Genomic DNA, 13977 nt, shown 5'->3' on the forward strand with positions numbered 1-13977 from the left:
CGGATCAGCGCTCGAAGCGCGTGACATCCCTTCCCGCGAGGACCGTGCCCACGCGGCCCTGCATCTCGCGCGACAGCGGCGGAAGGGCGTCCTCGTCGAACCACGCGACCTGCGAGTTCTCGCCGTCCGCGGGGTGAGGGTCCCCGCTCACGTACCTGAACCGGAACGTGAGGTCCAGGAACTGGACGCGGTCGCCGTTGGGATACGTCGCGGGCGCCTGCGCGTGCACCCAGGCGAGCGCCTCGGGCTCCGCGACCACGCCGGTCTCCTCGAGGCACTCGCGCGCCGCCGCGACCGCCGGCTCCTCGCCGGGGTCGATGATCCCGCCCACGGCGGCCCACACGTCGAAGTCGGGACGATGCGCGAGCAGCACCTGCCGCACGCCGGGGCGTCCGGGCGACTCCCGCAGGACCACCGCGGATGCGCTCATCAGCCACAGCGGATGGGAGCCGACCCGCTCGCGCAACGCGAGGATGAAGCCCGGGGTCGCCATGCGGCCACGCTACCGCGACGCATCGGGACCGACCAGGGCGGATGCTCCACCGCCCCGCGGACGGCTCAGAAGGCCCAGCGGGCCACGTCGCCCGGCGCGATCCCCGCGGCGACGCGTGCGGCCATCTCGGGCGACATCTGCGGAAGCGCGTCGAGCTCGAACCACGCCGCCTCCAGGTTCTCGCCGTCCGCCGGGTGCGGCTCGCCGCTGACGTAGCGGAAGCGGAAGGTCAGGTCGAGGTACTGCGAGCGGTCGCCGTTCTCATAGGTCATCTCGGGAAGCGCGTGGACCCACACGAGCGCCTCGGGCTCGGCGACCACATCGGCCTCCTCGAGGCACTCGCGCGCTCCGGCCGCGGCGGGCTCCTCCCCGGGATCGATGATCCCCGTCACCGGGGTCCACTGGCCGTTGTCCGCGCGGCGGACCAGCAGCACCTGCCGCTCGCCGGGCCGGCCGGGAGACGGCCTCAGCACCACCGCGGTGACGCCGGGGAGCCACAGGAGGTCGGTGCCGATCTTGTCGCGCAGCTCGAGGATGAACTCAGGGGTCGCCATGACGTCACGCTACCGGGCGCACGTCACGCGGTCGGCGCCTCGATCGTGGCCCACGCGGGTTGCTTGGGCACGCGACCGTCACCCGACGAGCGGCCTGTGAGACGGCGCCCGATCCACGGCAGCACGTAGCGCCCGAGGTAGCGCGACTGCTCGAGCATGCCCGGCCGTCCGGGATCGCCGGCCGGCGCGAGCGGCAGATCCGTCTCGACACCCAGCGATGCGAGCACGCGCGCCGCGACGCGGGAGTGCCCCAGCGGGTTGAGGTGGAGGCGGTCCTCGTCCCAGTACCCGGCGCGGCGCATCTCGGGATCGCGGTAGTTGTCGACGAACGTCACGTGGTCGTGCGTCGCCGCGATGTCGTCGATGAGCTCCATGAGCGGATCGGCCCGCTCCGAGAAGGTGCGCCCACGCGGCAGGCGCTCCGTCGGGTCGGGTCCCGACAGGATCACCAGGCGCACACCCGCCTCGCCCGTGCGGTCCACGACGCGGCGCGTCAAGGCGTCGACGCGCGCGAGGTCCCAGCCGGGCCGCATCATGTCGTTGCCGCTGCCGTTGAAGGTCATGACGTCCGGACGGGGCTCGAGGGCGAGCGCGGCATCGCACTGCTCGGTCGCGATCGGCTCGAGCAGACGCCCGCGGATCGCGAGGTTCGCGTACTCGACGCTCCCGTGCGCCGCCGCGAGGCCGATCGCGACGAGGTCCGCCCAGCCGCGCATCGTGCCGTCCGGCTGCGGGTCCCCCACGCCCTCGGTGAAGCTGTCCCCGATCGCCACATATCTCACGGACATCGACCCTAGCGCGCCTGCTCCGCACCCATGCACGGGCGCGGACCAGGCGTCGGCGAGGCCTGGGCGGCTAGGCCACCGCGGCGTCGGGCAGAGGCTCGGGTGCCGGCGCCTCGTCCTCCCGGGTCGCCGCGTGCATGCCCGCGAGGTAGCCGAACACGAGCGCGGGACCGAGCGTCGAGCCGGCACCGGGGTACGTGCGACCGCAGACCGCCGCGGAGGTGTTGCCGGCGGCGTAGAGGCCGTCGATGACCTCCCCCTCCGTGGACAGCACCCGTGCGTGCTCATCGGTGAGGAGCCCGCCCTTGGTCCCCAGGTCGCCGAGCACGATCTTGATCGCGACGAAGGGTCCGCGCGCGATCTCGCCGAGGTTCGGGTTCGGGCCGTGGGTCGGGTCGCCGTAGTAGGTGTCGTAGGCGTCGTGACCGCGCCCGAAGTCCTTGTCCACGCCGTCGCGCGCGAAGGAGTTGAACCGCTGGATGGTCGTCTTGAACGTCGCCTTGTCCACGCCCATCTTCTCGGCGAGCTCCTCGAGGGTGTCGGCCTTGACCGCGACGCCTTCCTCGAAGAACGTCTTGGACCCCATGAGGAACGCGTTGTTGAGATAGCGGCGGCGATGACGCACGTCGAGGATCATCCAGCTGTGGTTGGTCCGCTCGAGCCCCCGCTCGATCATCGCGTGGCCGAAGTCGACGTAGCTGGTGGACTCGTTCACGTAGCGCGAGCCCTCCTGGTCCACGACGATCGAGAACGGCATCGACCGCTCGGAGACGATGAAGGTGGGCCCGCCCTTGCTGGTCGGGGCGACCGAGGGGCCCCACCATGCATCGTCCATGAGCGCGACGTCCGCGCCGTGGCGCATCCCGATCTCGATCGCGCCGCCCGTGTTCGCGGGGTTCCCGGAGGACTGCTCGTCGGAGAGTCCCTGGTACTCCGCGCGCCACGCGGCGTTGTGGTCGAAGCCGCCCGCGCCCAGGTGCACGCCGCGACGCGTACGGATCCGCCTCTCGCCCTCGGGTCCCGCGACCACGGCGCCGACGCACGCGCCGCCTTCGACCACGAGGTCGACGAGCGGCGTCGAGAGGCGGACCTCCGTGCCCTGCTGCACCTTCGCGATGTACATGAGCCTCGCCGCGAGCGACATGCCCAGACCCGAGAGCTTGCGCGCCGTCACCGCGCCACCCAGGGCGCGGAACACCAGCCTCGCGCCGCCGATCATGCCGGAGAACGTCGACCACGACCGCGCGAGCAGATAGGTGTCCCCGGCGAACAGGGGCAGGCCGGGCGGCAGGGTCTCGCGCGCATGGCCGTACCAGTCGCCCAGCTTCTTCACGTCGAACGGCGCCGGCTCGACGGTACGGCCGCCGGCGATGCCGCCGGGCAGGTCCGGGTAGTAGTCGGGGTAGGCCTTCGCCGTCTTCCACTCGAGCCCGTGACCCTCGAGCCACGAGTGCACCACCGGTGCCGTGCGCACGAACGCCTCGCGGCGCGCAAGGGACGATGCAGGACCCACCTCCTCGGGCGTGCCCACGCACGCGTCGAGGTACGTCAGCACCTTCTCCTCGGAGTCCGCGACACCGATCTTCTTCATGCCCGGGTGCGTGGGGAGCCAGCAGCCGCCCCCGCTCATCGCGGTCGAGCCGCCCCACTTGTCGGAGCCCTCGACCACGAGCACGTCGAGCCCCGCATCCGCCGCAGCGATGGCGGCGGACATCGCCGCCGCTCCCGTGCCGACCACCAGGAGGTCGACCTCCTCGTCCCATCCGGCCATGAGTCTTCCCTTCGGGTCCAGACCGGACAGCGCTGTCCGGTTCTGGCGCCCGAGCCTACCGGACATCCCTGTCCGGTTACAGGGCGGATCCGCGAGACGCAGCACATGTGCGGCCCGAGGCGCCGGATCAGCCCGCCTGGATGACGAGCGAGCCCCGAGCCCTGCCCGAGCGGAGGTCCGCGAGCGCGTCGGCGACGCCGTCGAAGCCGTAGGCGCTGACCGCCGGCGCGAGCCGCAGGTTGCGCGCGAGCGCCAGGAACTCGGCGCCGTCGGCCCGGGTGTTGGCCGTGACGGAGCGGAGGTCGCGCTCGTAGAAGAGCGAGCGGTCGTAGTCGATCTCCGGGATGGGCGACATGTGGATGCCCGCGCTCACCACCGTCCCGCCGCGCGCCGTCGCATCGAGCGCCTGCGTGAGGATCGCGCCGACGGGCGCGAACACGATCGCCGAGTCGAGCATCTCGGGAGGCACGGCGTCCTCACCTCCGACGAAGTCCACCTCGAGCTCGCGCGCGAGCGCCTGGTTGCGGTCGCCGCGCGTGATCGCGAACACGGTCGCGCCGGCCGTCTTGGCGAGCTGCGCCGTGATCGAGGCGCTCGAGCCGAAGCCGTAGATCCCCAGCACCCCTCCCGGAGGAAGCTGGGCACGCCGCAGCGCCCGGTAGCCGATGATGCCCGCGCACAGGAGCGGCGCGAGCGCGAGCGCCTCGTCATCGTTCGGCAGCGGATACGAGTAGGCCTCGGGCACTGCGACCAGCTCGGCATAGCCGCCGTCGTGGTCCCACCCGGTGAAGCCCGCGTCCGGGCACAGGTTCTCGCGGCCCGACCTGCACCAGCGGCACGTCCCGCAGGTGCGATGCAGCCACGCGACGCCGACGCGATCACCGAAGCCCGTCGAGCGCACCGCGTCACCGGCCCCGACGACCGTGCCCACCACCTGATGACCGGGCACCACACCCGGACGACGCACAGGCAGGTCACCGTCGATCACGTGAAGGTCGGTGCGGCACACGCCGCACGCCTCGACGCGCACCAGGAGCTCGTCCGGAGCGGGCACCGGATCGGGCGCGGCCTCACGGTGGAGCGCGCCGTCGCGCACCTTCCAGGCGTCCATCCCGCACCTCCCAGTCCAGTGAAGCACCGGGCGCATGGAGGTGCCCGCGCAAGGGTGCACACAGAGCAGCGCCAGGCGCCGCGAGCACCGGAGGATGCGCGCAAACTACCCATTGCGGACGCCGTTACATCGTTGTAAGGTCGCCAGCGGCGGGATCGATGCAGATCCCCGCACCCTTCTCTGTCCAACGATGAACAGGAGATGACGTGACCATCAGCCGCAGCGCACGTCTCGCGATCGGGACGGTCGCGGCGACCGCGAGCCTCGCGATCGCCGCACCCGCATGGACGGCCGGCACCGCCTCGACAGGGTCGCCCAAGCCGCATCCTCATGAGGCACCGGCGCCGACCTTCACCGACGCGACGGTCCACGACCCCTCGGTGGTGACCTCGGGCGACCAGGTCTGGGTCTTCGGCTCCCACGGGGCCTCGGCGTACACGAGCGACCTCATGAACTGGACCCAGAACTCGATCGACCTGAGCCAGGACCCCGACAACCCGTTGTTCGAGGACATCTACTCGGAGCTCGCGGAGACGTTCGCCTGGGCCCAGACCAGCACCCTGTGGGCGGCGGACGTGATCCAGCTCGCCGACGGCAGGTACTACATGTACTACAACGCCTGCAAGGGCGACTCCCCGCGCTCGGCCCTCGGCGTCGCGGTGTCCGACGACGTCGACGGGCCGTACGAGGACCTGGGCATCATCCTCAAGTCCGGGATGTGGGATCAGGAGTCCGAGAACCCGGGCGAGATCTACGACGCGACGGTCCACCCCAACACGGTCGACCCCGACGCGTTCTACGACGCCGAGGGAGACCTGTGGATGGTCTACGGCTCCTACTCCGGCGGCATCTTCATCCTTCAGCTGGACCCCGACACCGGGCTGCCGCTTCCCGACCAGGGCTACGGCACCCACCTGGTGGGCGGCAACCACGCTCGCATCGAGGCACCCACGATCCGCTACGACGAGGAGACCGGGTACTACTACCTCTTCCTGTCCTACGGAGGACTGGGCGCCGACGGCGGCTACGAGGTCCGGGTCGCGCGCTCCGAGAACCCCGACGGCCCGTACGTGGACGCCAACGGTCACGACATGTCGACCGTCAAGGGCGCGGAGGGCACGCTGTTCGACGACGTCTCGATCCAGGACTACGGCGTCAAGATCATGGACGGCTACCTCTTCACGCGCGAGGTGGGCGATCCCGGCACAGGCACGGGCACCGGCTACGTCTCCCCCGGCCACACGTCCTGGTACGACGACCCCGACACGGGCGGCTCGTACATCGTCCTGCACTCGCGCTTCCCGGGCACCGGCGAGGTCCACCACGTGCGGGTCAACGAGATGTTCATGAACGCGGACGGGTGGCCCGTGGTCGCCCCGTTCCGCTACGCCGGGGCGGCGGACGGCCGGCTCAAGGCCAACGACGTCGCGGGCACCTGGCAGATCGTCGACTTCGACACCGCCATCAGCGCCGCACCCGCCCTGCCCGTCGACGTCACGCTCGCGCCGAACGGCCGCGTCACCGGCGACCTCACGGGCACGTGGCGGCTGGGCCGCGACAACGCGGCCACGCTGCGCACGTCCGCGGGTACCTACACCGGCGTCTTCACCCCCGTGTGGGACGACCAGCGCGAGACCTGGAGCGTCGGGCTGACGGTGCAGGACTCCACCGGCGACTCGCTGTGGGGCCGCCAGGTGGTGGTCCTCAAGCCCAAGGACGCGGTCGCCGCGGTCGCGGCGGACCTCGACCTCGGCGATACCTCCGCGGTGGTCGCCGACCTCGACCTGCCCACCACGGGCACGAGCGGCACCACGATCACCTGGGAGAGCTCGGACCCGGCCCACGTCTCCACCACGGGCGACGTGACCCGACCCGGCGTGGGCGCGGACGATGCGATGGTCACCCTGACGGCGACCATCCGGAACGGCAAGGTCGCCACGACCGTCGCCTTCACCGTGGTGGTGAAGGCGCGCCCGGCCCCGGTGCAGGTGGGAGCGTGGTCGTTCGAGGGCACGCTCGCCGACGACGCCGGCGCGCTCGCCACGCCGACCGTCACCGGCGAGCGCATCGACAACACGGGCGGCACGGTCTCCTACGTGGCCGACGGCGTCAGCGGATCCGCGCTGCACCTCGACGGCGCGACGGGCGTCCGGCTCCCGGACGGCCTCATCCAGGGCGACACCTACACCGTGTCGCTGTGGCTGCGGCCCTCGGCGCTCACGCCGTACACCACCGCGTTCTTCGCGGCGAGCTCGGGCACGCAGTTCCTCAGCGTGGTGCCGCAGGGCTGGAACGGCGAGACGATGCTGTGGTCCAACAACAACGGCACCTGGTACGACGGCTTCACCGGGCAGCTGCTCCCGCTCGACGAGTGGACGCACGTCGCCTTCGCCGTCGACGCCGGCGAGGTGACGCTGTACATCGACGGCGTCGACGTGGGTGCGAGCAGCGCCTTCAACGACGTGCTCACCAGCCCGACCGCGCTGTTCGCGCTCGGCGTCAACTGGTGGGACACCCCGTTCCAGGGCGACATCGACCAGCTCGCGATGTGGACGTCCGCCTTGAGCCCTGAGGAGATCGCAGACCTCGCCACGGCCTGACCTCCTTGTCCGGGGAGACCGCGGACCCCGCCCCGGCCCCGTCTCCTCACCCCCGACAGCGGGGGCGCCGATCCCCCCGGCGCCCCCGCTGCCCCATGCCCGGACCGCGGCAACCGCGCTCGTTTGACGCGCACTTTTACAACGATGTAAGGTCGCGGGACCCTCAGCGAGGTCCCCCGCCGAGCGAACTGTCCGACGATGCACAGGAGCCCTTCCGTGAACCCCACCCGCGCCGCCGCGGCGGCCGCCACCCTCGCCGCCGCCACCCTCACGCTCACCGCCTGCAGCGCATCGTCCGCGGGCGGCCTGCCCGAGCTCGCGGCGCCCACCTTCACCGAGGTCACCGTCCACGACCCGTCCGTGGTGACCTCGGACGACCAGGTCTGGGTGTTCGGCTCGCACGCCGCCTCGGCCTACACGACCGACCTCATGAGCTGGACGCAGAACAGCATGAGCGTGGGCGACGCCGATGCCGCGGGCCTGTTCGAGGACATCCGCACCGAGCTGGCAGAGACCTTCGCGTGGGCCCAGTCCGACACCCTGTGGGCCGCCGACGTGATCGAGCTGCCCGACGGCCGCTACGCGCTGTACTACAACGCCTGCGAGGGCAGCTCTGCCCGCTCCGCGCTGGGACTCGCGATCGCCGACGACGTCGACGGCCCGTATGTCAACCAGGAGATCCTCCTCAAGTCCGGGATGTGGGACGAGGAGTCCGAGAACGCGGGCGAGATCTACGACGCCACGATCCACCCCAACACCGTCGACCCGGACGCGTTCTACGACGAGGACGGGAACCTGTGGATGGTCTACGGCTCGTACTCGGGCGGCATCTTCATCCTCGAGATGGACGAGGCGACGGGGCTGCCCGTCGACGGCCAGGGCTACGGCACCCACCTCATCGGCGGCAACCACTCCCGCATCGAGGCTCCGAACATCCGCTTCGACGAGGAGACGGGCTACTACTACCTGTTCCTCTCGTTCGGCGGCCTGGACGCCTCGGGCGGCTACGAGCTGCGCGTCGCGCGCTCCGAGAGCCCCGATGGCCCGTACGTCGACGCCGAGGGCAACGACATGTCGACCGTCGCGGGCGCTCCCGGGACCGTGTTCGACGACGCCTCGATCGAGCCGTACGGCGTCAAGGTGATCGGCGGCTACGAATGGGCCGACGGCCCGGGCATGGGCGGCGACGCCGGCTACGTCTCCCCCGGCCACAACACCTGGTACGACGACCCGGAGACCGGCGAGTCGTTCCTCATCTTCCACTCGCGCTTCGTCGGCACCGAGGAGATGCACAACGTCCGCGTGCACCAGCTGTACATGAACGCCGACGGCTGGCCCGTGCTGTCGCCCGAGCGGTACGCCGGCGAGAGCCTCGTCGCGGTCAGCGAGGACGATGCGGCGGGCACCTACCAGGTGGTGACCTTCGACAAGGTGATCTCGCCGCTGGTCCCCACCTCCGTCGAGGTGACGCTCGCCGAGGACGGCACCGTCGCGGGCGCGCTCGAGGGCTCGTGGGAGCTGTCCGGCGACCAGGACCTCACGCTCACCACCGGAGACGCGACCTACACGGGCGTGCTCGCCCCCGTGTGGAACCCGACCGCCGAGGCGTGGACGTGGGGGCTCACCGTGACCTCCGGGCAGGGCGTGCCCCTGTGGGGCCGCCAGGACGTCGACGCGGCTTGACGGACGCGGCACAGGGGCCGGGCACGGTACGTGCCCGGCCCCTGGCATGTCCGGGGGGCTACCCCCTGTCGGTGAGGCGCGACACCGTGATCCGATCGATGATCGGCGCGGTGTCGGCTCGCAGAGGGATGCCCGGCCAGTCGTCCTCGGCGTAGGTGGCTCCGTCGAAGTTGGGCTGCTCCTCGGAGGCGAACGTGATGGTGTTCTCCCCCGCGACGAGGTCGAGGACCAGCGTCCGCTCCCAGAAGCTGTTCTCGTGGAACGTCGGCACGAACAGCACCGACTCCGCCTCACCCCCGTTCACCGAGATGAGCGCGCGACGCGCCATCGGGTTGGGGTTGTAGTGCGTCGCCGGCACCTGCTCCGGGTTGGAGAAGCGCACCACCACCGCATGGGGTCCCGGCTCGGTGGCGTCGACGGAGAAGGTCAACGTGCTGACGTTCCCGGGTTCGCCGCCGATGCCGTCCACGGCCTGACCGCCCTCGGCCAGCGAGAGATCGACCACATGGGCATCGCCCGCGAGGGTCGCGCCCTCGGCCTGGTACGCGACCGCACCGAGATGCCCCGACGAGGCGCCCACGAGCAGGCGGTCGACCGTCGCCGGCCCCGTGACGACGACCTTGTTGACGCCGCCCATGAGATGCACCGCGGCCGAGGTCGAGGTCCGCAGGTTCATGACCTGCTCGCCGTTGACCGTCACGGAGCCCTTCGCCACGCCGCTCGTGTCGAGCGACAGCGTGTGCTCGCCGTCGACGTCGCCGTAGACCCAGAAGGTCGCCGTCTCGCCGGACTTCAGCTGCACGGCACCGGACCCGGAGACCCCGCCCCGGTACTTCGGCGTCACGGACGTGTCCGCGAGCTCGGCCTCGTAGGCGTCCACCGCATCGTCGCCCGCCGCGCGGGTGAGCGTGATGCGGTCGACGATGGCGTCGCCCTGCGTCGCGCCTGAGCCGTCGAGGCTCTGAGCGGCGAGGGTCAGCCTGTGCTCGCCCGCGGTGAGATCGACCGTGGTGTCGGTGTGGTCCCACACCACCCACTTGTAGCCGAGCGTGAGGAACAGCTCCTGCTCGTCGGCGCCGTCGACCGTGACGAACACGTTGGTGGGCCCCTGCTCCGCGACCAGCCCATAGGTGTTGAGGCTGTTGGCGAAGACCGAGAGGTCGTACGCCCCGTCCTCGGGCACGTCGACGGTGAAGTCGAGCGCGACGTCGGAGCCGGTCCGCAGGCCGCCCACGTTGTACGCCCCCGACGTGTAGAACAGGTCGACGCGCGCAGGCGTGCCCTCGGGACCGTTGACGCTGTAGCCGGAGCCCGTGTGCGCGGCGTCCTCGGCCTCGTATGAGGCCGACCATTCCGGAGACGCGGAGCCCGCGGCCGCGGAACCCTGAGGCGTCACGATGATCTCGTAGGCCGAGGACTCCTTCAGCGCGGGCAGCGCGCCCTCGCCGAACTCGAACGAGACCTTGCCGTCGACCACGGGCAGCACCATCTCGGCGAGCGTCTCGGGCTGCGCCGAGTCGCCGATCTGACCGGTCCACGCGATCTCACGGACCCAGACGCGCACCTTGCCCGTGAAGCTCGCAGGCAGGTTGACCAGGTCCACCGGAGCGGCGCCATCGGCCCCGCCGATGATCGCCCGCAGCTGCTTCTTGCCGGCGTCGAGCGCGGCCACGCCCTGGAGCGTGTAGTTGTCGCCCGGCCACGGCGGGCTGACCTCGAGCGTCTGCCCCGTCATCTGCGCGTACTCGTGGTAGAGCCACCACTGCCCGTTGCCGCGGTTCGTCTGCACCGCGGAGTCGGAGAGGTTGCCGTCGATGTTCCAGAACGCGATCTGCGCGTCGACCTTGGAGTCCTCGATCGCGGAGATCCACTGGATCATCTGGCCGGGAACCGACGTGTGGTAGTTGAACGCGTACTCGTTGATGTTGATCGGCAGCTCGGTGCCCGCATAGGGGGTACCCGCGAACGCGGCCGCCTCCCAGCCCCGGAACCTCTCCACCGAGTCGCGGATCGCCTGCGGGTGAGACAGCTCGTGCCACGTGATGATGTCCGGGACCGTGTCCTCGGCGACCACGTGGTCGAGGAACCCCTGCATCTGCGTGAACAGCACCGACGTGCCCGGTCCCGCAACCCTCAGGTCGGGGAACGCCGCCTTGATGGTGCGGTAGGACTCGTCCCAGGCGGCGAAGTAGTCCGTCGGGTCGCTGAGCCACGACGTGCCGTCGAGGCTCCACTGACCGGTGCCGAACATGTTCCCCTCGGGCTCGTTGAACGGTTCGATCACCAGGTGGGCGCGCTGGCCCGCGGGGATCTGCGCGATCATCTCGAGCTGGTCCGCCAGCACCCCGCGGTAGGACTCGAGCTTCTCCTCGGGGGTGTCGCCCGGCCACTCGTAGGGGAACCCGCGATACCAGTCGGTGATGCGGAGGTACACGTCGCCGCCGGTGGTCTCCGCCAACGTCGGCAGCACCTCGAGCGCGTCGGCTCCGGGCTGCTGCGCTCCGTCCTGCGCCTTGGTCGAGACGGTCCGGATGCTCATGCCCTCGATGAGGTTCTCCGTGGGCATGCCGTCCCCGTACAGGCCGTAGAGGACGCCCGATGCGCCGCCCATGAAGTCGCCTGTGGTCGTTCCGGCGTCGATGGTGATCTGGCCGCGGTGCACGGTGACCTCCGCGGTGACGGGGTAGCCGCCCGCGTCCCCCGACACGGTGAAGGTGCCCTCGGCGGCGTACGCGGCCGCGGGGACCTCGTCCCACGTGATCGCGACGTCGCGGTCGTACCCATCGGAGAAGGACGCCGATGCGGCGGCCGGGAGCGCGGGGGCCTCGCCCACGAGCGTGCGGACGGAGAACGCGTCCTCCGCGAGCGCCTCGAGCGTCGGGATGTCCCCGGTGACCAGCGAGGCGACCTCCTCGGGCGTGAGCGCCGCGCGGTAGACGCGGAACTCGTCGATCGCGCCGTCGAAGGCGGGATCGGGATAGAACGATCCCCCGATGCGACCCGCGTTCGCCGCGGTCGCGCTCAACAGCTCTCCCGCGGTGATGTCGGTGGCCACGGACGCGAGCGCGACACCGTCGAGGTACGTGGTCATGACGCCCGCCGTGGTGTCGAGCGTGGTCGTGACCGTCGCCCACTCCCCGGTGCGCAGCGCGCCGACGCCCGTGATCTGGTCCTCGGCGGAGCCCCCGCCACCGGTGGTGATGGCGGTGCGCATGTTGCCGTCCGAGTTCGACGGCGTCCAGAACACATACCGAGTGGTGCTGGTGCCCAGCCCGTACAGCCACTGCCAGGCCGCGCCGCCGTCCCACCGCAGACGCGACGAGACGGTGAGGTCGGTCGCTCCGTCGAGGATGTCGCGAGGCACGGTCACCGCGCCGCCGGTGAGGTCAAGCGCGTCGCCTTCGATCCCGTCGACGATGCCGGTCGAGCCGGAGATGGTGCCGTCGAGGTTGTTGCCCGAGGAGTCGGGAACGATGCCGTCGGCGACGTCGGCCATCGTGTAGAGCAGGTCGGGCGCCGCGAGCGCGCCCGGCTCGAGCGACTCCACCTGAGCTGCCGTGAGCGCGCCACGGTAGATGCGGAAGTCGTCGACCTCGCCGTCGAAGGTGGGGTCCCACCAGAATACCGAGCCGCCCAGGTAGCCGCCGGTGTCGCTGCCCGGGTCGAGCAGGTCGTCCGCGGTGATGGTGGTGCTCGCGCTGCCGACAGCTACGCCGTCGACGTACGTGGTCATGAGGTCCGCGGCGGTGTCGAGCGTGACCGTGACGGTGCTCCACTCGTCCGTCGCGAGGGGCTCCGTCGCGAGCACCTGCGCCTCGGCGGCGTCGCCGCCGACCGTGATCCCCGTGCGCAGCGCCCCGCCGAACGCCTCACCGGTGCGCGGGATCGCGTAGAGGTACCTCGAGAACGTGGTCCCGACCCCGAAGAGCCAGCCCCAGTCGTGGGTGCCGTCCCAGCGCACGCGCGCCGCGACGGTGAGGTCCGCGCTGCCGTCGATCACGCCGCGCGGGAACGTGACGTAGCCGCCGGTGAGGTCGAGCGCCGCACCGTCGAGTCCCTCCGAGGGCTCGGCCGCCCCGGACAGCGTGCCGTCCCAGCCGTTGCCGGACATGTCCGCGACCACGCCGCCGGCCACGTCGTCCATGGTCCAGTGCAGGTCGGGAGCCGTCTCGTCGACGGCGGGGGCCGGCTCCGGCTCGGGCTCCGGCGGGACGTACTCCACGCCCACGAGCGCGGCCACCTGCTCGCCGTCGAGCGCGGTGCGGAACAGCTGAAGGTCGTCGACCGCGCCCTTGAAGGTCGGGTCGTTGTAGAACGAGCCGCCGATCGAGCCGGACGATGCGGCGGCCGCGTCGACGAGCTCGCCTGCGGTGATCTCGGTCGACGCGGAGGCGACGGTCACGCCGTCGAGGTACGTGGTGAGGCGGTCCGCCTCGGTGTCGAGCACCACGGTGACGGTGCTCCACTCCCCCGTCGTCATCGCCGCAGGGAAGTCGACGATCGCCTCGACGCCGGGCCCGCCGACGGTGACGGCGCTGCGCATCACCTGCGTGGTACCGGCACGAGGCGTGGTGAACAGGTAGCGCGTGGTGTCCGTGCCGAGGCCGAACAGCCACTGCCAGTCCCCGGGCTCGTCCCAGCGCGCGCGGACCGACACCGTGAGGTCCGTCGCGCCCGTGAGAGGGCCTCCGGGGATGGTCACCGTGCCGCCGCTGAGCGCGAGCGCCGAGCCTCCGTCGGGGCCGTCGGTGAGCGAGGTCGAGCCGACGATCACGCCGTCCCAGCCGTTCACCGACGAGTCCGGGACCGTCCCTCCCGCGACATCGTCCATCGTGTAGTGCAGGTCGGGGGCCGGTACGTCGACCGCCGCGGCCGGCGCTGCCGTCGCGACCCCCGCCGCACCGAGCGTCAGCGCGGACGCCACCGCCGTCCATCGTGCCCATGCAGGGCCTTGCCGTGTGAGCTCTCGCATCGTCGAGC

8 protein-coding genes are annotated in these 13977 nt (G+C 71.3%); 2 read left to right on the forward strand and 6 right to left on the reverse strand.

Going from position 1 to position 13977, the window contains the following annotated elements; translation table 11 throughout:
* Positions 1-4: 4 nt before the first annotated feature.
* The 5 genes from AOM00_RS08205 to AOM00_RS08225 all read right to left on the reverse strand — a co-directional run bounded on the left by AOM00_RS08205 (position 5) and on the right by AOM00_RS08225 (position 4714).
* On the reverse strand, positions 5-493 hold the full coding sequence (locus tag AOM00_RS08205; protein ID WP_062517337.1) for an NUDIX hydrolase: 489 nt from the start codon (positions 491-493) through the stop codon (positions 5-7).
* A 65-nt stretch (positions 494-558) separates the two neighbouring features.
* A complete protein-coding gene (locus AOM00_RS08210; protein WP_062517338.1) occupies positions 559-1047 on the reverse strand; it encodes an NUDIX hydrolase in 489 nt (162 codons plus the stop codon).
* 23 nt (positions 1048-1070) lie between these two features.
* Entirely contained in the window at positions 1071-1835 is a 765-nt protein-coding gene (locus AOM00_RS08215; RefSeq protein WP_228373445.1) for an SGNH/GDSL hydrolase family protein, read from the reverse strand.
* A gap of 67 nt (positions 1836-1902) precedes the next feature.
* A complete protein-coding gene (locus AOM00_RS08220; protein ID WP_062517339.1) occupies positions 1903-3603 on the reverse strand; it encodes an FAD-binding protein in 1701 nt (566 codons plus the stop codon).
* Positions 3604-3730: 127 nt separating this feature from the next.
* Positions 3731-4714, reverse strand: a complete 984-nt coding sequence (locus tag AOM00_RS08225; protein ID WP_062517340.1) for a zinc-binding alcohol dehydrogenase family protein — start codon at positions 4712-4714, stop codon at positions 3731-3733.
* A 206-nt stretch (positions 4715-4920) separates the two neighbouring features.
* Between AOM00_RS08225 and AOM00_RS08230 the strand changes: the two genes are divergently transcribed.
* Together AOM00_RS08230 and AOM00_RS08235 are read left to right on the forward strand one after the other, a co-directional pair.
* Positions 4921-7314 (forward strand): LamG-like jellyroll fold domain-containing protein, encoded by a 2394-nt coding sequence (locus AOM00_RS08230; RefSeq protein ID WP_228373446.1) that lies wholly within the window; start codon positions 4921-4923, stop codon positions 7312-7314.
* Between the two features lie 216 nt (positions 7315-7530).
* Positions 7531-8997: a glycoside hydrolase family 43 protein gene (locus AOM00_RS08235; protein WP_228373447.1), complete on the forward strand. Its 1467-nt coding sequence runs from the start codon at positions 7531-7533 to the stop codon at positions 8995-8997.
* Positions 8998-9055: 58 nt separating this feature from the next.
* Here the strand turns inward: AOM00_RS08235 and AOM00_RS08240 are convergent, their stop codons facing one another.
* Complete coding sequence (locus AOM00_RS08240) at positions 9056-13969, reverse strand: LamG-like jellyroll fold domain-containing protein (protein ID WP_082096789.1); 4914 nt, start codon at positions 13967-13969, stop codon at positions 9056-9058.
* Positions 13970-13977 lie beyond the last annotated feature (8 nt).

It is taken from the genome of Demequina gelatinilytica (genome assembly GCF_000971115.1).
Lineage (GTDB): Bacteria > Actinomycetota > Actinomycetes > Actinomycetales > Demequinaceae > Demequina > Demequina gelatinilytica.